General features: G+C 48.4%; 26 protein-coding genes. 5 read left to right on the top strand and 21 right to left on the bottom strand.

What is annotated here, in order from left to right; translation table 11 throughout:
* Positions 1 to 510 (bottom strand): hypothetical protein, encoded by a 510-nt coding sequence (locus tag AC3ZFK_RS03655; protein WP_487506975.1) that lies wholly within the window; start codon positions 508 to 510, stop codon positions 1 to 3.
* Positions 511 to 595: 85 nt separating this feature from the next.
* Entirely contained in the window at positions 596 to 1,243 is a 648-nt protein-coding gene (locus AC3ZFK_RS03650; RefSeq protein ID WP_487506974.1) for a LysM peptidoglycan-binding domain-containing protein, read from the bottom strand.
* Between the two features lie 168 nt (positions 1,244 to 1,411).
* On the opposite strand from AC3ZFK_RS03650, the gene AC3ZFK_RS03645 reads away from it, so the two are divergent.
* The gene (locus AC3ZFK_RS03645; protein ID WP_487506973.1) at positions 1,412 to 1,909 is read left to right on the top strand and encodes a hypothetical protein; all 498 of its coding nucleotides are present in this window, start codon (positions 1,412 to 1,414) and stop codon (positions 1,907 to 1,909) included.
* Here the strand turns inward: AC3ZFK_RS03645 and ubiA are convergent.
* From ubiA to guaB, 4 genes are read right to left on the bottom strand one after another with little or no spacing between them, the layout of a single operon-like run.
* Entirely contained in the window at positions 1,899 to 2,756 is an 858-nt protein-coding gene (ubiA, locus tag AC3ZFK_RS03640; RefSeq protein WP_487506972.1) for a 4-hydroxybenzoate octaprenyltransferase, read from the bottom strand. The genes AC3ZFK_RS03645 and ubiA overlap by 11 nt on opposite strands.
* Positions 2,757 to 2,774: 18 nt before the next feature.
* Positions 2,775 to 3,233: a tRNA adenosine(34) deaminase TadA gene (tadA, locus tag AC3ZFK_RS03635; RefSeq protein ID WP_487541404.1), complete on the bottom strand. Its 459-nt coding sequence runs from the start codon at positions 3,231 to 3,233 to the stop codon at positions 2,775 to 2,777.
* Positions 3,230 to 4,804, bottom strand: a complete 1,575-nt coding sequence (gene guaA, locus AC3ZFK_RS03630) for a glutamine-hydrolyzing GMP synthase (protein WP_487507325.1) — start codon at positions 4,802 to 4,804, stop codon at positions 3,230 to 3,232. Before guaA ends, tadA begins: the two co-directional genes overlap by 4 nt.
* 3 nt (positions 4,805 to 4,807) lie before the next feature.
* Positions 4,808 to 6,265: an IMP dehydrogenase gene (gene guaB / locus AC3ZFK_RS03625; protein WP_487507324.1), complete on the bottom strand. Its 1,458-nt coding sequence runs from the start codon at positions 6,263 to 6,265 to the stop codon at positions 4,808 to 4,810.
* A gap of 195 nt (positions 6,266 to 6,460) precedes the next feature.
* On the opposite strand from guaB, the gene AC3ZFK_RS03620 reads away from it, so the two are divergent.
* Complete coding sequence (locus AC3ZFK_RS03620) at positions 6,461 to 6,997, top strand: glycine zipper 2TM domain-containing protein (RefSeq protein WP_487507323.1); 537 nt, start codon at positions 6,461 to 6,463, stop codon at positions 6,995 to 6,997.
* Positions 6,998 to 7,007: 10 nt separating this feature from the next.
* A complete protein-coding gene (gene xseA, locus AC3ZFK_RS03615; RefSeq protein ID WP_487507327.1) occupies positions 7,008 to 8,342 on the top strand; it encodes an exodeoxyribonuclease VII large subunit in 1,335 nt (444 codons plus the stop codon).
* Between the two features lie 7 nt (positions 8,343 to 8,349).
* Here the strand turns inward: xseA and AC3ZFK_RS03610 are convergent, their stop codons facing one another.
* From AC3ZFK_RS03610 to AC3ZFK_RS03590, 5 genes are read right to left on the bottom strand one after another with little or no spacing between them, the layout of a single operon-like run.
* A complete protein-coding gene (locus AC3ZFK_RS03610; protein WP_487507322.1) occupies positions 8,350 to 8,904 on the bottom strand; it encodes a hypoxanthine-guanine phosphoribosyltransferase in 555 nt (184 codons plus the stop codon).
* Positions 8,901 to 9,950, bottom strand: coding sequence for a beta-N-acetylhexosaminidase (nagZ, locus tag AC3ZFK_RS03605; protein WP_487507321.1), 1,050 nt, complete (start codon positions 9,948 to 9,950; stop codon positions 8,901 to 8,903). The genes AC3ZFK_RS03610 and nagZ overlap by 4 nt, the downstream gene beginning before the upstream one ends.
* A gap of 14 nt (positions 9,951 to 9,964) precedes the next feature.
* Positions 9,965 to 10,438, bottom strand: a complete 474-nt coding sequence (locus tag AC3ZFK_RS03600) for a L,D-transpeptidase family protein (RefSeq protein WP_487507320.1) — start codon at positions 10,436 to 10,438, stop codon at positions 9,965 to 9,967.
* Between the two features lie 11 nt (positions 10,439 to 10,449).
* Entirely contained in the window at positions 10,450 to 10,932 is a 483-nt protein-coding gene (locus AC3ZFK_RS03595) for a YajQ family cyclic di-GMP-binding protein (RefSeq protein ID WP_487507319.1), read from the bottom strand.
* Positions 10,933 to 10,971: 39 nt separating this feature from the next.
* Positions 10,972 to 12,501, bottom strand: coding sequence for a SulP family inorganic anion transporter (locus AC3ZFK_RS03590; protein WP_487507318.1), 1,530 nt, complete (start codon positions 12,499 to 12,501; stop codon positions 10,972 to 10,974).
* Between the two features lie 191 nt (positions 12,502 to 12,692).
* Between AC3ZFK_RS03590 and AC3ZFK_RS03585 the strand changes: the two genes are divergently transcribed.
* Positions 12,693 to 13,094, top strand: a complete 402-nt coding sequence (locus tag AC3ZFK_RS03585) for a bacteriohemerythrin (RefSeq protein ID WP_487507317.1) — start codon at positions 12,693 to 12,695, stop codon at positions 13,092 to 13,094.
* Positions 13,095 to 13,149: 55 nt separating this feature from the next.
* Here AC3ZFK_RS03585 and AC3ZFK_RS03580 read toward each other — a convergent pair whose 3' ends face one another.
* From AC3ZFK_RS03580 to AC3ZFK_RS03560, 5 genes are all read right to left on the bottom strand, one after another.
* Positions 13,150 to 13,356, bottom strand: coding sequence for a DUF1289 domain-containing protein (locus AC3ZFK_RS03580; protein WP_487507316.1), 207 nt, complete (start codon positions 13,354 to 13,356; stop codon positions 13,150 to 13,152).
* Positions 13,357 to 13,487: 131 nt separating this feature from the next.
* Positions 13,488 to 13,775, bottom strand: a complete 288-nt coding sequence (locus tag AC3ZFK_RS03575) for a type II toxin-antitoxin system RelE family toxin (RefSeq protein WP_487507315.1) — start codon at positions 13,773 to 13,775, stop codon at positions 13,488 to 13,490.
* Positions 13,765 to 14,010 carry a type II toxin-antitoxin system Phd/YefM family antitoxin gene (locus tag AC3ZFK_RS03570; RefSeq protein WP_487507314.1) on the bottom strand — a complete coding sequence of 82 codons (246 nt, stop codon included), beginning with the start codon at positions 14,008 to 14,010 and terminating at the stop codon, positions 13,765 to 13,767. The genes AC3ZFK_RS03575 and AC3ZFK_RS03570 overlap by 11 nt, the downstream gene beginning before the upstream one ends.
* A gap of 262 nt (positions 14,011 to 14,272) precedes the next feature.
* The gene (locus tag AC3ZFK_RS03565; RefSeq protein WP_487507313.1) at positions 14,273 to 14,797 is read right to left on the bottom strand and encodes a tetratricopeptide repeat protein; all 525 of its coding nucleotides are present in this window, start codon (positions 14,795 to 14,797) and stop codon (positions 14,273 to 14,275) included.
* Positions 14,787 to 14,891, bottom strand: coding sequence for an inner membrane CreD family protein (locus tag AC3ZFK_RS03560; protein WP_487507312.1), 105 nt, complete (start codon positions 14,889 to 14,891; stop codon positions 14,787 to 14,789). The genes AC3ZFK_RS03565 and AC3ZFK_RS03560 overlap by 11 nt, the downstream gene beginning before the upstream one ends.
* Before the next feature lie 257 nt (positions 14,892 to 15,148).
* Here AC3ZFK_RS03560 and AC3ZFK_RS03555 point away from each other — a divergent pair, with 257 nt between their 5' ends.
* Positions 15,149 to 15,373, top strand: coding sequence for a winged helix-turn-helix domain-containing protein (locus AC3ZFK_RS03555; protein WP_487507326.1), 225 nt, complete (start codon positions 15,149 to 15,151; stop codon positions 15,371 to 15,373).
* Positions 15,374 to 15,377: 4 nt separating this feature from the next.
* Here the strand turns inward: AC3ZFK_RS03555 and AC3ZFK_RS03550 are convergent, their stop codons facing one another.
* The 5 genes from AC3ZFK_RS03550 to AC3ZFK_RS03530 all read right to left on the bottom strand — a co-directional run.
* Complete coding sequence (locus AC3ZFK_RS03550) at positions 15,378 to 15,539, bottom strand: hypothetical protein (RefSeq protein ID WP_487507311.1); 162 nt, start codon at positions 15,537 to 15,539, stop codon at positions 15,378 to 15,380.
* Positions 15,526 to 16,119, bottom strand: a complete 594-nt coding sequence (locus AC3ZFK_RS03545; RefSeq protein WP_487507310.1) for an ATPase — start codon at positions 16,117 to 16,119, stop codon at positions 15,526 to 15,528. The genes AC3ZFK_RS03550 and AC3ZFK_RS03545 overlap by 14 nt, the downstream gene beginning before the upstream one ends.
* Before the next feature lie 56 nt (positions 16,120 to 16,175).
* Positions 16,176 to 16,619 (bottom strand): hypothetical protein, encoded by a 444-nt coding sequence (locus AC3ZFK_RS03540; protein ID WP_489433727.1) that lies wholly within the window; start codon positions 16,617 to 16,619, stop codon positions 16,176 to 16,178.
* 7 nt (positions 16,620 to 16,626) lie between these two features.
* Positions 16,627 to 16,860 (bottom strand): hypothetical protein, encoded by a 234-nt coding sequence (locus AC3ZFK_RS03535; protein WP_487541402.1) that lies wholly within the window; start codon positions 16,858 to 16,860, stop codon positions 16,627 to 16,629.
* Between the two features lie 162 nt (positions 16,861 to 17,022).
* Positions 17,023 to 17,566, bottom strand: a 544-nt coding sequence (locus AC3ZFK_RS03530) for a DNA cytosine methyltransferase (protein ID WP_489433726.1), incomplete at its 5' end; no start/stop codon positions are given.

Genomic DNA, 17,566 nt, shown 5'->3' with positions numbered 1-17,566 from the left:
TTACTTGAAGAGTTTGATAGCGCCCTTTGCGCCAGTTGTTAAAAACCGCATACAGCCATCTATACTGCTTTCACTGTCTCTGCAAGAGAGTATCTTGTTAAGCAGGATACTGCCGACATTGTCACAGTTGGTGTTTTTCATTGAAACCAGCTTAACCACAGTCTTGTTGGCTGGGACATCACTAAAGATAGCAGCGAAGTGGGCAGTAATGATGTCATCCTTGTTAAATGCAAACAACTCTGGCTTGAATTCAGCAAATGAGGTATCAGTTTTATTATTAAAACGAACATAGGCGATACAGCTCTCATCTCTCTGCTCAAGTTTGTTTATTTCCAGGTATAGCTCTCTGGTTGGCTGTTGCTCCGCTACTGCTTCAGAAGCAGGCTCTTCCACAACAGCGGCAGGTTGCTCTTCTTCTACAACAGCATCACCCTCTTCTGCATAAGCCACAGAAAAGGAAAACAGTATTGATACCAGGAATCCTATCCACTCTATTTTCTTTGCCTTCATGTTCGTATTTTGCCTCTTGTTTCCAGTCCAGTGTATATATTAAAGTCTATTCCAGTATGCATATTTCCAGGTGAGGATTTGGGTATTAGCCACAATGCAGAGCAAGGTATTCAAGGTCGCTATCCTCTACCTCTCCCAACTCCCAATCACCGCGATTATCTGCATGACCAATTGCTGCCTGTTGCGCCTCCTCAGTGATGTCGTGAGGGATCGCCAGGACCTGACCAGCATAGATCAGATCAGCATCAATAATCTGTTCTCTGTTCGCACATAACAGTAGTGGCCACAGTGCTGCATCCCCATAAACTTTCTCATTGGATGCAATACCCCAGAGGCTATCCCCCTCAACCACCTCAATTTCACTTATGGATGGGTTTGGAATATCTGCTGATCTGGGAAGCCCAACCTCGACAGATGCCGTTGGCTTAAGCTCTTCGATTTTTGCAGTCTCAATATCGACAATCTCAACTGGTTTCTCCGGTGCAGGCAGTCCTGCCTTCTCTGCTGCATCCACAGCTATCGCATATTTGGAACGGATCTCGAGGATCTCATCACACTCTGGCTGAGCATAACTTTTATCCCAGAAGCCTGTATGGATACAGTCGCCATAAGGTGTGCGGACAATAACCCCATATCCATCTATCAGGTATCCCTCAAAACTTCCCGCCTCGATCACTGCTGAAAAAAGAAGTGCCGGCAGTGCAAAAAGAGCTGTGTAGTTGACTTTTTTCATAAAAATTCCCTTTCTATTGCTACTCTATACGTTCGAATCCAATTCTCCCAATACTACTGGAGGAACTGTTTTTTTTCCATTCTCTTTTGAAGAAAAAAGAGGAATGATAATGGTATGATCCGCCCATCAGGAAACAGATCAGAAAATAACATTTTTTATGGAGAAAAGATGAGCAAAAATAGTTTCGGAAACGGTATTTGGATTGTGCTAACCACACTGTCTCTATCTATAGCGTCACACTCTGTTGTGTTGGCGGAGGGTGCGATCAATACAGGGGCAACGTCACCATCACCATATCCGCAAAAAGAGGAGATTCCCGCCGATATCTGGAGCACTCTCTCCTCCCCCTTTGACCCCATAAACAATGGTCCAGGCTTCATGCCTCAGCCTGTAAGAGAGATAATGCAACCCATGGCTGAGGTGGTTAGTCCGCCTCTGGCCGCACCGGTGCAGATACCGGTTATGGTACAGCCACAGCCACAACCACAAATGCCACTACCACCGCAGCAGACAATCAGTTACGAGATGCCGCCACAGGAAAAAGCTGTAGCCAAGTATCCCGAGGAGTACTGGAACTGCCTTTTGAATAACCTGCAAGGTCTCGGAAGTGACGTGGCAGCCAAGTTAATCACCAGAGCCTGCCAGAAGAAGCACCCTAAACAGTAATAGTTGTATCCAGGGCAATCCCCAGGAACAGTGCCATTCCCAGCCAGTGGTTATGAAGGAACGCGTGAAAACAGCTTTTGGGGTCACGTTTACGGATAAGCCACTGGTGATAGATTGCCAGAATCGAGGCAACGGCAACTCCAAGGTAATAGAGAGTCCCAAGGCGGAATTCAGCCCCTGCAACAACCAGCAGTGACAACATGGCAAGCTGGAATATGCCGATGATCAGCCGGTCCCACTCACCAAACAGGATGGCTGTGGAACGAATCCCGACCTTCAGGTCATCCTCCCTGTCAACCATTGCATACATGGTGTCGTAAACCACAGCCCAGCAGAGAGTAGCCAGAAACAGTAACCATGCTCCTGCTGGTACATTGCCAGTCACTGCAGCAAAAGCCATTGGAATGGCCCAGCCAAATGCAGCCCCCAGAAACAGCTGAGGAAGATTGGTGTAGCGTTTCATAAAGGGATAGATAACAGCCAACCCTATGGCCCCAAATGAGAGCTGTATAGTCAGCGGATTCATGGTTAAAACAAGCAGAAATGCGATCACCACCAATGCAGTAAAGAGCAACAGTGCTGATCGTGTAGAGATTGCTCCGGTTGTGAGAGGGCGCACTGCTGTACGCGCAACATGCCGATCCACTTCTCGGTCTGCATAGTCATTAATAATGCAGCCAGCTGATCGCATCAGTACGACGCCTGCCAAAAATACAAGCAGCACCAAAAGTGGTGGAAATCCATCTGCAGCAATCCACAACCCCCAGAGTGTAGGCCACAGTAGCAGCAGAATCCCGACAGGTTTGTCGAGACGCATCAGCTGAATATAATTATTTAGTGTAGCCATAATCCCGGGTTGTTCTGGTCAGAGATTGCGTCGACGCATCCTGAAGAATCTTTTCAGTAGTTCACTACTCTCATCAGCCATAATTCCAGAATCAACTACGCACTGATGGTTAAGAGAGGTACCTTTTAGTAACTGCAAGAGTGATCCTGCTGCTCCGGAGCGTTGGTCGGCTGCGGCAAAAACAACCCGCTCAATTCTGGAATGGACGATTGCCCCTGCACACATTGGACATGGTTCCAGGGTGACGTATAGAGTTGTCCCCGGGAGCCTGTAATTCTGTTCGCTGGTTGCCGCTGCACGAATAGCCATGATCTCTGCATGGGCTGAAGGATCATGAAGTGATATCGGACTATTCCACCCCTCTCCTATAATTGTGTCATCTCTTACAATGACAGCTCCAACAGGAACCTCGCCATCACTCTCTGCATGGTGCGCCAGCTCAAGGGCACGCCTCATCCATCTTTGATCTTCTGCTATTCCCACTCGATTGTTGCGGGCGGCTTCCCAGAAATATCATAAGATACCCTCGATATCCCATTGATCTCATTGATTATTCTTGTTGAAACCTTTCCAAGAAAATCGTAAGGAAGATGAGCCCAGCGTGCAGTCATGAAATCTACCGTCTCCACTGCACGCAGCGCAACAACATAATCATATTGACGGTTATCACCCATGACACCTACTGAACGAACCGGCAGGAAGACCACAAATGCCTGGCTAACTGAGTCATACAGGTTATTCGCCCTAAGCTCAGAGATAAATATATCGTCAGCCTTACGCAACAGATCCGCAAACTCTTTCTTGACCTCACCCAGGATTCTTACCCCCAGGCCTGGCCCAGGGAACGGATGGCGATAGACCATCTCGGATGGCAGACCAAGCTCTACCCCTATCTTGCGCACCTCATCCTTAAACAGCTCACGCAGTGGCTCCAGCAACTCCAGGTTCATATCATCAGGTAGACCACCAACATTATGGTGTGACTTGATCACCTTGGCCTTGCCGGATTTGGCTCCAGCAGACTCAATTACATCAGGATAGATAGTGCCCTGAGCCAGCCACTTTACGTTTGAGAGTTTGCCAGCCTCTTCATCAAATACATCAATAAATGTGTGGCCTATAATTTTGCGTTTCTTTTCAGGGTCGATCTCCCCCTTGAGTGCATCAAGAAAACGCGATTCAGAGTCAGAACGAACAACCCTGATCCCCATATGCTCAGCAAACATTGCCATGACCTGGTCACCTTCGTTCAGACGAAGCAGTCCATTATCAACAAACACACAGGTGAGTTGATCACCTATCGCCTTGTGAAGCAGTGCCGCAACTACTGATGAGTCCACCCCTCCGGAGAGTCCAAGAAGAACCTCATCAGCGCCAACCTGCTGGCGAATCTCCGCAATACTCTCTTCAATGATGTTGGCAGGATTCCACAGTGCGGCACACCCACATATATCCAGCACAAAACGGTTTACTATCCTCTCGCCTTGACGTGTATGTGTTACCTCTGGATGAAACTGTACCCCATAAAAACTGCGGCTCTCATCAGCCATGCCGGCTAGCGGCGCATTATCCGTAGATGCCATCACCGAGAACCCGTCAGGCAGCTCTGCCACCCGGTCTCCATGACTCATCCAGACATCCAGCATGCCATAGCCTTCCGGGGTGGTATGGTCTTCAATATCCTTTAGCAGCCTCGTATGTCCACGCGCTCTTACCTGCGCATAACCATACTCACGATGGTCTGGTGACTCCACCTTGCCACCCAGTTGCTCCGCCATGGTCTGCATTCCATAACAGATACCGAGAACCGGAACACCGAGATCAAAAACTATTTGTGGTGCCCTGGGGGCATCTACTGTAGTAGCAGTCTCCGGTCCTCCAGATAGAATGATCCCTTTTGGGTTGAATTCGGCAATTGCCTCACTGCTCATATCAAAAGGATAGAGCTCACAATAGACCCCGGCCTCACGAACACGACGCGCTATAAGCTGCGTATACTGAGACCCAAAATCGAGGATCAGTATCCTGTCGTGATGTATATCTGTCATTGGTTAAACTCTGTAGTTAGGAGCTTCTTTGGTAATACTGACATCATGTACATGGCTCTCAGCCATACCTGCACCAGTCACCTGCACAAATTCCGGTCTGGTTCTCATCTCATCAATATTCACGCAACCGGTGTAACCCATACTGGAACGCAATCCTCCCATCATCTGGTGGATAATTGCAGTCATTGGCCCCTTGTATGGAACCCTCCCCTCAATACCTTCTGGCACCAGCTTCTCCACGTTACCGCTATTTTCCTGGAAATAACGGTCACTGGACCCCTGCTGCATTGCGCCCAGGGAACCCATCCCCCTGTATGATTTGTAGGAGCGCCCCTGATAAAGCTCAACCTCACCCGGCGCCTCTTCTGTGCCTGCCAACAATCCTCCCACCATAATACAGTGGGCACCAGCCACGATTGCCTTCGCCATATCTCCAGAGTAACGAATACCACCATCGGCAATTGCAGGAACACCAGTCCCTTCCAGAGCCTTTACCACATTGGAGACAGCTGTCACCTGAGGAACACCAACCCCGGCAACAATACGAGTAGTACAGATTGAGCCAGGGCCAATCCCAACCTTGACTGCATCAGCACCGGCCGCAACCAGATCTCTTGCAGCTGCTCCAGTTGCAATATTGCCACCAATAACCTGGATCTGAGGAAAATTATCCTTTACCCAACGGACTCGATCCAGAACCCCTTGCGAGTGTCCGTGAGCAGTATCTACTACCACCACATCTACCCCGGCCTCGGCCAGTGCCGCCACCCTCTCCTCGGTTTCGGCGCCAGTGCCTACTGCAGCACCAACTCTGAGACGCTCTTGATCATCCTTGCAGGCATTTGGTTTGTCTGTCGCCTTCTGTATATCCTTGACTGTAATCATCCCGCGTAGCTCAAAGTTGTCATTGACCACCAGAACCTTTTCAATCCGATGCTCATGCAGAAGTTCAATCACCTCTGATCTCTCAGCCCCCTCCTTCACTGTCACCAGGCGCTCCTTGGGAGTCATGACAGTAGAGACCTTCTCGTCCAGACGAGTTTCAAAACGGAGATCACGACTGGTTACAATACCCACCAGATCATTGCCATCTACAACCGGCAATCCCGAGATGCCATATTGACGGGTCAGATCCATAACCTCACGAACTGTAGCTGTTGGTGAAATGGTAACTGGATCGGTAACCACACCACTCTCAAAACGCTTAACCTTGAGAACCTCACGAGCCTGTTCCGCAGGCGTCATATTTTTATGGACAATACCAATCCCACCCTCCTGAGCAAGTGCGATTGCCAATCTACCTTCAGTTACCGTATCCATAGCTGCCGAGACCATTGGAATATTGAGCTCAATTTCACGGGTCAGGCGGGTGCGGAGTGATACCTCCCGCGGAATCACTACAGAGTGGGCGGGCAGGAGAAGAACATCATCAAAAGTAAGGGCTTGTTCAACAAGACGCATGGCGTACTCCAATAATCTGAGCATGTATGAAAGGCGCGAATTATAAATGACCAGACACATAAAATACAGATGCGCAGACTGCGAAATGAAGATATGCGTAAATAGTGGGGTTGCCTTACACATCACCCAGTTTGGACTATAATGGGGATAGTTGCCTTGTAAAAGGCCCTTAAACAGAAAAACAAGGATATAGCCATGAATCTGAAAACTATAAAAATAGCCCCTGTTTTGGTCGCCGCATCCCTGCTCCCGATAACCGAGACCGCACTCTCTGCCGGTTTCACTGACTGGGCCACAGTAGATAATGTTGAGGCGGTTGAACGCAGTTACACCATCAGAAAACCAGTTGAGAAGTGCTGGACCGAGACTGTCAGGGTTACTCAGCCGGGACCATCAGATGGAAGTTACACCAACGAGCTTGTGGGCGGACTATTGGGCGGGGTTCTGGGTAATCAGTTTGGTAAAGGCCGCGGGAAAGATGCCATGACCATTGCTGGTGCCGCACTGGGAGCATCTGTTGCCAATGATTCGGAGAGAGCTCGTGCAGGACAGGGCACCGGTCGCTATGAAGAGGTTGAGCGTTGCGAGACCATCTACGAGACTGAGCAGAAGAGTGAACTCTCCCACTATCTTGTTACCTACAGCTATGGTGGCCACGAATTTACCACCAAAATGAATCGCTCCCCACGAGGCGACAGTATGCGCATCAGAGTTACGGTAACACCACAGTAGAGACACCCTCCTGGAACTGAGTTCAGACCGTAAGGTAATAACTGTCTCCCAGCTTAATCGGGAGGCACGTTTTTTGCTGGAACGTAACTTTACAACCCTCTGGGTTGAGGGCGAGATATCAAACCTCTCCCGCCCCTCCTCAGGCCATATCTACTTCACCCTGAAGGATGACCAGGCACAAATCAAATGTGCCATGTTCCGTAGCAGACTGAATAACATCCGTTTTCGTCCGCAGAGTGGTCAACATGTGGAGATAAGGGGTACCGTCAGTCTCTATGAGGCAAGGGGTGACTACCAGCTAATAGCCGAACACATGAAAGAGGGTGGCGAGGGTGTGCGCCAGCGAGCCTATGAGGCACTCAAGAAAAAACTCTCTGCGGAAGGGCTGTTTGCTGAGAGCTGTAAAAAACCGATCCCCTCTATCCCCAAAAGAGTCGGGGTGATCAGCTCCCCCTCGGGTGCTGCCATTCACGATATTCTCACAGTTCTCGAAAGACGGTTTCCTGCCCTTCCGGTAATTTTATACCCTACATCTGTTCAGGGATCATCCGCAGAGGGTGAAATTATTGGCGCACTTAACAGCGCCCAACAACGTGCTGAATGCGACCTTTTGATTGTGGCTCGTGGAGGGGGATCAATTGAGGATCTCTGGAGTTTCAATGAAGAGAGCGTAGCAAGAGCCATCCATGGCTGTTCAATCCCCATTATCTCCGCAGTTGGTCATGAGACAGATTTCACCATAACGGACTTTGTTGCTGATCACAGGGCTGCCACACCATCTGCGGCCGCAGAGCTGGTATCACCAGACAGAGAGGAGCAGCTGAACAGTCTCGCTCATCTGGAACAGCGCCTATCCAGAGGAATTGAAAGAAAAGTCGAGAACCTCTCTATAATCCTTGGCGGATTAAAAAGAGAGCTACGTCATCCGCGCGAACGGATCAGACAGTTTGCACAACGGCTGGATGAGGGAGAGAGGCGGCTGAGCAACATACAGCAGGAGTCTATTAACCGCAGAAAGGCACTGTTGGACCGTATGGAGCTCCGTCTCCAGCACCTGAACCCGGCAGAGAGGATAAGTGGGTTAAGGCAGCAGCTGCAGAGGCAACATAAACAGCTTTCACAGGCGCTCCGCCACCACCTCCAGAATCAGGGCAGCAAGCTCTCCTCAATCTCGCATGCACTGGATGCGCTCAGTCCACTCGCAACCCTTGGTCGTGGTTATAGTGTAACCACCACTGCAACAGGAGAGGTTATTCGGGATGCTGCATCACTACGAAGTGGTGACCTTATCAAGACAAAACTGCACCAGGGGGCAGTTATCAGCAGAGTTGCCGAAAAAGCGTAACTACAAGTTACTCTTGTTCACTTAGGGCAAAAATCCCCGGAAGATTTCTCAGATACCCTTTGTAATCCATACCAAATCCAAACACATAGCGATCCGGCACAGTTAATGCATTAAAGTCGGATGGAGGGGCAATTTTGCGATCATGTAATTTGGTAACCAGGGTTACCGTAATAACCTCTTCAGCCCCCTGCTCCTGCGCCCATATCCTCAATGCTTCGAGGGTACCGCCCTCATCATGAATATCATCCACTATGACAACTGTGCGCTTCTCCAGCGAGATCCTGGGACGGGCAATCCACTCCAGAGTGCCGCCCACCAGCTCCTTGCCGTAACGTGTGGCGTGCACATAATCTACCTGCAGTGGAAAATCCAGACGTGTCAGTAGATACCCCATGGGGATTACCGCCCCATTCATTACTGTCAACAAAAGTGGATGGCTCTGTGCAATCTTTTCACTCAAGGTTGTCGCCATCTGGTCTAGAGCAGACTCAACCTCAGCACTACTCCAGAGGCAATCTGCCTCCATTCTGACCTTTTCAACCTCACTCAGCGATACACTCACAACTCCATCTCCTCTGTATGAATACCTTCCATACCATGAATACGTTCAACAGCCTGTTGCCAATGGCTACTACCTATCAGATCTTCCCGGCTAATGCTGGTGCTGCCATGCAACCTAACCAGACGTGCTGTCCCTAAAGGATTACCCTGCACAGGCAGAGAATCAACCACCTCTACTGCATGGTTACGATGGTTGCATACCAACACCATATCGCAACCGGCCTCCAGTGCAGCCTCCGCTCTTTCCTGGTAGCCTCCAATCAACCCAGCCCCCTCCATGCTTAGATCATCACTGAAGATTGCCCCGCTAAAATTAAGCCGGTTGCGCAGCACCTCCTGCAGCCAAAACCTGGAGAACCCCGCCGGATGGTTTGGCTCAATCGAGCTGTAGTATACATGTGCCGGCATTACCCCCTCCATCCCATACTGCACCATGCGCTCAAAAGGGATAATGTCATCGGCCATCAGATCTGCCATGGAACGATCATCCACCGGAACCTCTACATGAGAATCCGCCTTGACTCCACCATGGCCGGGGAAATGTTTGCCAACTGCCGCCATCCCCGCTCTGTGCATGCCGCGCATCCAGCTCTGTGCCAGGGATGAGACAACCTCTGGTTTGCGATGGAATGCACGGTCTCCAATCACTCCGCTTACTCCATGAGAGAGATCAAGCACCGGAGCAAAACTGAAATCTACTCCACAGGTCAGCAGCTCAATTGCCATCAACCACCCTGCCGACTCGGTATCTAGATGCGCCTGTTTCCGGTTGTTATCATGCTTCTCCCCAAACCGTGCCATCGGTGGGATTTCAGTGAACTCCTCACGAAAACGCTGTACCCGACCACCCTCATGATCAACACCTATCAGAAGTCGTGGTGAACGTATATTGTGGATCTCATCACAGAGCCTGGTTAACTGCTCGGGGGAGTGGTAGTTACGGCTAAAGAGAATTACCCCGCCTACCCTGGGGTCGGTGAGCAGATCCCGATCCTCTGAAGAGAGCTCGATGCCATCAACATCAACCATAACTGGACCTAAACTCATAGCTCTGCCCCCCCCTAATCCTCAATCATGACCGGTGTACCGGCATCAACCAGATCAAACAGTGTTACCAGGTCACGATTATGCATTCTTATACAACCATGTGATAGCGGAACCCCTACAGGCTCACTCTCTGGAGTGCCATGAATATAGATCATGCGTCGCAGGGTATCGACATCTCCACCCCGATTCACTCTGGGCTGATCTCCGCTTAACCAGATAATTCTGCTCAAAATCCAGTCGCGTCCAGGGTGCTGTTGAGCTAACTCATAAGTATAGATCTCACCAGTTGGGCGGCGCCCAACAAACACACTGTCTAGCGGACAACCATCCCCAATCTTGATGCGGACATGGTGGGCACCTCTAGGGGTGCATTCACTACCCATCTGTTCTCCTCCACCGTTGGCCGCAGTTGATACCTGGAAACAGTGCGCTATATCTTCACCCTCCAGACAAAGCTGCTGTTTGGACAGGGAGATCTTGATTAGCATGTAGTGACAGATCAGTCCCTGAAATTATCAAACTGCAGTGGAACGGAGAATTTCTCCTCACGCAACAGAGACATTACCGCTTGCAGATCATCTCTCTTCTTGCCGGTAACCCTCACCTTCTCCCCCTGAATTGCAGCCTGTACCTTTATCTTGGACTGTTTAATGGTTTTGACAATCTTCTTTGCTATGGTCTGATCAATTCCCTGAACAATCGCTACCCCCTGCCTTGCCTCGCTGATATTGGTCTCAATATCACCGGGATTCATAGCATCTGCATCAACCCCACGTTTGGCCATTTTGCCTCTAAGGATATCCATAACCTGATGCAGCTGAAACTCCTGGTCAGCCTTGAGTGTCAGCTCAGACTCATTCTGCTCAATCGAGGCACCTGTATTTTTAAGATCAAAACGGCTGCTGATCTCCCTGTTGGCCTGATCTACAGCATTAGTTACCTCATGCAGATCAACTTCCGAAACTGTATCAAATGAAGGCATCCATTCTCTCCCATCATGTTTTCTGAAAGCAGTATTTAACTACGCAAGCTCATCATCTGCAACGTGATAGATCGGATCTTCCAGAAGATTAACCTCTACCAGATCACCAGCCTTGTGTAGAAGAATACGACACTCAGGACTTAGATGACGTAGATGAAGTTTCTTGCCTGCACGGATATATTTCTCAGCCAGAGTATCAATAGCCTCAATCGCAGAGTGATCAGCAACACGAGAGTTGCGGAACTCCAGAATTACCTCATCAGGATCATCAGCCGGACTAAACAGGTCCAGGAAGTTTTTGACTGACCCAAAAAACAGGGGGCCATTCAGCTCATAAATTCTTATACCATCCTCATCATCCTGCTGCTCAATGTTTATATGGCTGGCATGCTCCCAGGCAAAGATAAGAGCCGAAACAATCACTCCAACAATAACTGCAATTGCCAGGTCAGTAGCTACCGTAACCCCAGACACAAGAACAAGTACAAAGGCATCCTTGGTTGGTATCTTTCTCATGATACGTAAGCTTGACCACTCAAATGTCCCAAGTACTACCATAAACATTACCCCCACCAGAGCGGCCATCGGTATCGCCTCGATAAGGTCAGAGGCAAAAAGGATAAAAGCCAACAAAAAGAGTGCGGCCGAGATCCCCGATAGGCGTTGACGACCACCAGAGTTAACATTGATCATGCTCTGTCCAATCATCGCACAGCCACCCATACCCCCAAAAAGGCCAGTTACACTATTGGCAATCCCCTGGCCCACACACTCCCGGTTTCCTTGACCACGAGTGTCGGTTACCTCATCAATCAGGGTTAGCGTCAGGAGAGACTCAATCAGACCAACAGCCGCAAGAATAATGGCGTACGGGAACACTATGTAGATGGTCTCCCAGTTGAATGGGACCATGGGGATATGAAAAATTGGCAAGCCACCCTCAATAGAGGCAAGATCAGCTACTCGCTTGGTATCCAGGTCCAGGCCAATTACCAGAAAAGAGACCACAAGAATAGCGGCAAGAGAGGCTGGAAATGCTCCCGTCAATTTTGGAAGATAGTGGATGATCGCCATTGTGAGAATGATCAGACCTGCAAACAGCATCATGGGGTTACCACTCATCCACGACATCCCACCGTCTGCTGTTGAAAACTGAAAATGCTGTAGCTGTGCAAGAAAAATAACGATAGCCAGGCCATTTACAAAACCGAGCATAACCGGGTGAGGAACAATACGGATATATTTTCCAAGACGCATGATGCCAACTGTAATCTGAATAACCCCCGTCAGCACCACAGCTGCAAACAGATACTCAACCCCATGGTCAGCAACTAGAGATACCATCACCACAGCCATGGCACCAGTGGCGCCAGAGATCATCCCTGGACGGCCGCCAAAAATTGCCGCCAACAACCCCACCATAAATGCAGCATAGAGGCCAACTAGCGGCTCAACTCCTGCAACAAAAGAGAAGGCAACTGCCTCGGGAACCAGAGCGAGAGCGACTGTTAATCCCGAGAGAATCTCATTTCTGAAACAGACCCTGCTGACACAACCCAACTGAAACATAATAGATTCCCGATAATTATTTGGCTCAATGAAAAAAAGGCCGTCACAAAGGAGGGCCTGTTGATACATATTGTACAGGAACTTGGCATATCGCAATATCAGTTTTCACTAATGCTTTGCCCAGAAAGTTTAAAATTAATTTCCTATTCTTGGTAACGTTGTCAAAGAGTTCTAATTTTGGAGAGATACTTGTGGAAAATTTAATCTGGGATGATTCGCTTAGTGTTCAAGTAGAGGAGATAGATGAAGATCATCGCAAGCTTGTTGAGCTCTTCAACATTCTCCTTAACTCCGTGGCAGACAATGATTCTCACAGCTACATTAATGCAGTTATTGAAGAGCTTATAAGTTGCACAATTTGGCACTTCAGACACGAAGAGAGATTAATGCTGAAGCATGGATATGAGGGGATGAGTGATCACAAGCAGGAACATGCCGATTTGGTTGAAAGTGGCAAAAACCTGCAACAGAAGGTTCTGCATGATGATGGGCAGGTCTCCATCAAGGATATTGAATTTCTGGAACAGTGGCTAACCGGCCATATCCTGGGTGCCGATATGGAGTTGGGTTCATACCTTTCAGAGAGGATGTAAGATCAAACCCCAAAGGTATGGCAGGCCACGACCAGGTAGGTCGTGAGTACAGAATTTAGTGGCCTTCACCCATTTTGTATTTAATGCTGCCAGCTACACCATTTGCAAAATCTTCAATATTTTCATATTCCATTTTTTCTGCGAATGACACCAGGTTTCCAACATGGGTCCTCATTTCTGCAATTTCTACATGGCTACGGCCACACCCTTCACAGTGAGTTCCTTCATCTGTGCATTTTCCAGTGCAGGGACTAAACTTCATTTTCAACTCCAAAGAATTTTGATTAATTATCTGTTTGCGCTTCTCAAGTAAGCTTGCTCGATCAATCTGCACACTACAACCTCAGCAGCATGAATGACCTGATTGGTTACCGGTTGGATCATACCATAAGATCAAAAATGCCTCTTTTTGGCATGTTTATAAACCCTGTTCTTCTCTCTCTTGCCAACAGCAATCACCGACACAAACAACACCTTGTCATCAACACGATAAACCAACCTAAAGCCAGACCCACGCAACTTTATCTTGTAACAGTCAGACATCCCCTTTAAACGTGCAGATAACAGACGTGGATTCTCCATTCTCTCCTCCAGCTTCTTCTTGAACTGGTTACGGACTGAGCCATCAAGCTTATTCCACTCCTGCAATGCCAACTTATGAAAACGGAGCCTATAGCTCATCCATATCAACCTCTATAAATGGCCCATCACCACGCTCCCGAACAACTCTTGCATCCTCAAGATCCTCGATATACTCAATCATCATCTCGTATGAAGCGGCCGGCACAAGATAAGCCTCAGGCTTGTTGTGGTTTAGAATGGCAACTGGCTCACTATCCAGCGACTTGATGATGTTGGCATAGTCACGTTTGAGCTCAGTTACACTGGCTGTAGTATTTGCAAGTACCGTATTCATTTCATGCGCTCCATAACATTTAATACAATATAATATTTAGCATCAATTATGATGCTTATTTTAATGTAATTCTACAGCCTTATCAACAGGCCTCATCTACAGCTTCCTACCAAACTTAGCATCAATGGAGCCCCGGGCACGAAACAAATTTCCCTGCAACATACGGCTTATTCATTGCCACTCTCCATCTTGTCGCCCCTAAACAGTCCAAATATCATTGTGTCTATACCTGTACAACACCAATACGACAGACCATGTCCGACTACATAATGGTTAACCCCATCTGATGTAAATCATCCTCATCTAAGCGGTCATCCCTGGTCACCGGTGACTGCACCTCCTGTATTCGTACTATCGCCGCCATTGCTGCCACAACCACCTTTCTATCACTATCAGGGGCACCCATAGAGAGCTCATAAAGAGTCAACGCCTTGAGCAGATCCTGCTCTACAAACTGACCAAGCTCATACATCTCTGCCAGATTGAAGATGCCGTATGCACTCTCCTGTTTTGCAGCCAGCTCAAAGAGAATGAATGCCTTCTCCAGATCAACATCTGTCCCAATACCTCTCTGATAGAGCACCCCAAGATTGCTCTGGGAGGAGGCATCTCCCAGCATTGCACGCTTTGAGAGTAGCTCGAATGCACCTTGCTCATCTCCCCCTCTCAGCATATCCATGAAGCTCATAGCGTCATTGGGGAGCTCTTCAGAAAACGCCTGTGGTGACAGCAGCTGCATGGCAGCAAACATGGTGAACAGAAAACCTCTTGTTATCTTATTTGTCATTGTGTTGCTCCTTTCCAAGCCTATACCAGTCAATATTTCTCGTCGCATACATGGCGATTGAGATAACCACAAATAGCCCCACTGAACCGATCAAAAAAGCCCTCCCCGCATGAGGAGGGCAACCAGGAGGAGCTGCCTCTATGGCAACCTACGAAGAGACCCTATTGAAGCAATTAAAAGTGGCGAAACAGTGCGCTAAAAATGCGTAACCTATGTCTATTTATTTCTGCGACATATAGCGTCGCAACAAGGCAATAGTATTGAGGCATCCAGAGAGCAGAAAAGAAGAGAGAGCCAACATGAGTTACCACATTGCGGTTGTAGAGGACGGCACACTGGTATGGCAACAGACTGGAGCTTACCCTCACCGAGTTTCTCATCCTCAACCTGATCACCTCACAACGGGGACGGGTACGCAGCTATGACGAGCTAAAGGGAATTACCCGCCAGCGCTATGTGGAGACCAACACGGTTACAGGCCATATCAGGCGGATCAGAAGAAAGTTTCAGAAGATCGACCCCAACTTCACTGCACTGAAGAATGTGCACGGGGTCGAGTATCGGTGGCATGGTTAATGCACTACGAAGCAACAGGCAGTTGAGATGCAGGAACCTTAACAGGTTTGCCATCATTGCCCATGACAGCGTATTGACCAAGAAGACGCTTTTTCTCCAAAACATCTGCTATCGCCTTATTTAATGAATGAACTGCCTGTTTTGCTCTATCACTAATTGGTTCCATCAGAAACACTCCTTAACAAATCCTCATATCTCTCATTATCTACTATGTTTCTATGATCAGCAATCTGATTAAAAATTACCGTGGCCTCACGTGACTGATTATTCATACATATCGTCTCATCACAAATAGAAGCATATTCATTCAAAAGGTTTGAAATACTCTTTGGAAAACGTCTACGGATATCACTTTCCGGAATATTGTGACCACCATGCTCCACTCTCTCTTGAACACGCTGTATAGAATACTCAACATTAGGTAGCCACAGATAAAACAAAACTACTCTCCAGCCATTCTGTCTCAGATACCGTATACGGCGCAGATGCCCTTTGCCTGAAAGTGTAGTCTCAAATGCAAAACTCTCACGAGAGGCAATATAGTTATCAATCTCTTTTAGAAAAATTCGAGACGCAGCAATTCTGTCTTTCTCAGGCGCCAATGGATAGAGCCCCACAGCAATCATGTCTGCATTAACAAAATTTGAACAACTCTCAACATCAGGCAAATACCTAAGTGCAAATGTTGTTTTACCTGCTCCATTAGGTCCCGCAATGATGTAACAGGTTGGATTGTCGTTGATCATTACAAGCAGCTACTCCCTATCATCTGACCACATTATATCCATCTGGGAATAATAAACTACTGTTCCACCTCATATTTTCTGGCATCAACCTCCAGCGGCGCATTCCGATACCCAAAGGCGACCACCTGCTGCAGGTACTTTTCAAGATATCCCTCCAGTGATCCCGCCACCTCAAACTGATGCACATGGCGAAACTCATGGAGCAGCAGCCTCTCGTACATCCGCCCCTGTTTTAGAAGAATTGAGCGCCCTACTGCTATCCCGATGGTACGGGGGGATAGTACCCCGATCTCTTTGGTCATCTCTCGCAGCATCGGCCCTGCAGGCATCGGGATCTCCTCAACCTCCAGCAGACGAATCAGCTCCGGGTGCTCTACCCCAACAGAGCGAGCCATCCTGATCCCGGTCGCATTCAGTGGCTCCCCCTCTGCCGCCACCTTTTTCTTCAGCTTCTCTGCCCAGCGCAGTGCCAGCGGCAGCATCATGGAGAGATCGACCATCCCCCTCTCAAGAGTAGCGCTCTTGATCACTACCTGTATCGGTATCAATTGCTACAAGCCTTACGCTCTTGCTGATGCCACCGGCTATCAAATTACGGATAGCATTGCGCCCACCTCCACCAATACCCATTACCGTAATCCTCGCACCAGAAGGCCGCATCACCCGCCTCATCGCCTTGCTCAGCAGATTTTCCGCCTTGAACACTGCTTCCGTGGGAATCTCTGAAAATACTACAGCCACTGTTCCTCTCCTTATTGTTATCTATGGGAAAGTACGATCATATAAAATCGGTGCGACACATCATGTCGGAAATAGTGCGGAAAAAGTGTCGAAAAAGTGCGTTAAGAGTGGGTAACGTGTGCAAATAATTATGTTGCTACTAACATCACCAACTACACATCACTAACACTGAATAATCAAATCATGTACGACTTCCGCAATCTGAAAAGCAAGATATGGAGGTACTGCATTGCCAACCTGCACATACTGCTCAGTACGATTACCCATAAAAATATAGTTATCCGGAAATGTCTGCAGTCTTGCGGCTTCTCTGACCGTCAGACTTCTACACTGCAAAGGGTCGGGATGAATAAAGTAGTGACCGTCCTTGGAAATATGGCTAGTAATAGTAGTTGATGGCTCATCTGCAAGCTGTACTCTGAAGCGATCGGCAAATTTCCCACTTTTCCAGCTCGTATGGTCTGGTGCCAGAAACTTGGGGAAGCTGGATGAGCTTGGAGAATATCCCATAGCCTTACCGTAGGAAGAGACAAACAGATACCGCTCAAGATCAGTATTCATGTGCCCCCTAGCCTCATGATTCAGTACCACCTTCAATTTGGGATCAACCACCCACTTCGCAAGTCGTTTCCTTCTATCAAGAGAGGCGCCACCATTCAGTGCAAGGTGAAAGGGATTAATAAAGTCCCCCCAGAACTGGCCATCC

Source organism: Candidatus Thiopontia autotrophica, assembly GCF_982804495.1.
The sequence above is the reverse complement of the archived record's forward strand: the minus strand, read 5'-3'. Positions and strand labels throughout refer to the sequence as shown.

Excerpts from the sequence above, each read along its gene's own strand:
- AC3ZFK_RS03655 (WP_487506975.1), bottom strand. The coding sequence starts at position 510 with ATGAAGGCAAAGAAAATAGAGTGGATAGGATTCCTGGTATCAATACTG.
- AC3ZFK_RS03650 (WP_487506974.1), bottom strand. The coding sequence starts at position 1,243 with ATGAAAAAAGTCAACTACACAGCTCTTTTTGCACTGCCGGCACTTCTT.
- AC3ZFK_RS03645 (WP_487506973.1), top strand. The coding sequence starts at position 1,412 with ATGAGCAAAAATAGTTTCGGAAACGGTATTTGGATTGTGCTAACCACA.
- ubiA (WP_487506972.1), bottom strand. The coding sequence starts at position 2,756 with ATGGCTACACTAAATAATTATATTCAGCTGATGCGTCTCGACAAACCT.
- guaA (WP_487507325.1), bottom strand. The coding sequence starts at position 4,804 with ATGACAGATATACATCACGACAGGATACTGATCCTCGATTTTGGGTCT.
- guaB (WP_487507324.1), bottom strand. The coding sequence starts at position 6,265 with ATGCGTCTTGTTGAACAAGCCCTTACTTTTGATGATGTTCTTCTCCTG.
- AC3ZFK_RS03620 (WP_487507323.1), top strand. The coding sequence starts at position 6,461 with ATGAATCTGAAAACTATAAAAATAGCCCCTGTTTTGGTCGCCGCATCC.
- nagZ (WP_487507321.1), bottom strand. The coding sequence starts at position 9,950 with ATGAGTTTAGGTCCAGTTATGGTTGATGTTGATGGCATCGAGCTCTCT.
- AC3ZFK_RS03600 (WP_487507320.1), bottom strand. The coding sequence starts at position 10,438 with ATGCTAATCAAGATCTCCCTGTCCAAACAGCAGCTTTGTCTGGAGGGT.
- AC3ZFK_RS03595 (WP_487507319.1), bottom strand. The coding sequence starts at position 10,932 with ATGCCTTCATTTGATACAGTTTCGGAAGTTGATCTGCATGAGGTAACT.
- AC3ZFK_RS03590 (WP_487507318.1), bottom strand. The coding sequence starts at position 12,501 with ATGTTTCAGTTGGGTTGTGTCAGCAGGGTCTGTTTCAGAAATGAGATT.
- AC3ZFK_RS03580 (WP_487507316.1), bottom strand. The coding sequence starts at position 13,356 with ATGAAGTTTAGTCCCTGCACTGGAAAATGCACAGATGAAGGAACTCAC.
- AC3ZFK_RS03575 (WP_487507315.1), bottom strand. The coding sequence starts at position 13,775 with ATGAGCTATAGGCTCCGTTTTCATAAGTTGGCATTGCAGGAGTGGAAT.
- AC3ZFK_RS03570 (WP_487507314.1), bottom strand. The coding sequence starts at position 14,010 with ATGAATACGGTACTTGCAAATACTACAGCCAGTGTAACTGAGCTCAAA.
- AC3ZFK_RS03565 (WP_487507313.1), bottom strand. The coding sequence starts at position 14,797 with ATGACAAATAAGATAACAAGAGGTTTTCTGTTCACCATGTTTGCTGCC.
- AC3ZFK_RS03550 (WP_487507311.1), bottom strand. The coding sequence starts at position 15,539 with ATGGAACCAATTAGTGATAGAGCAAAACAGGCAGTTCATTCATTAAAT.
- AC3ZFK_RS03545 (WP_487507310.1), bottom strand. The coding sequence starts at position 16,119 with ATGATCAACGACAATCCAACCTGTTACATCATTGCGGGACCTAATGGA.
- AC3ZFK_RS03540 (WP_489433727.1), bottom strand. The coding sequence starts at position 16,619 with ATGGTCGATCTCTCCATGATGCTGCCGCTGGCACTGCGCTGGGCAGAG.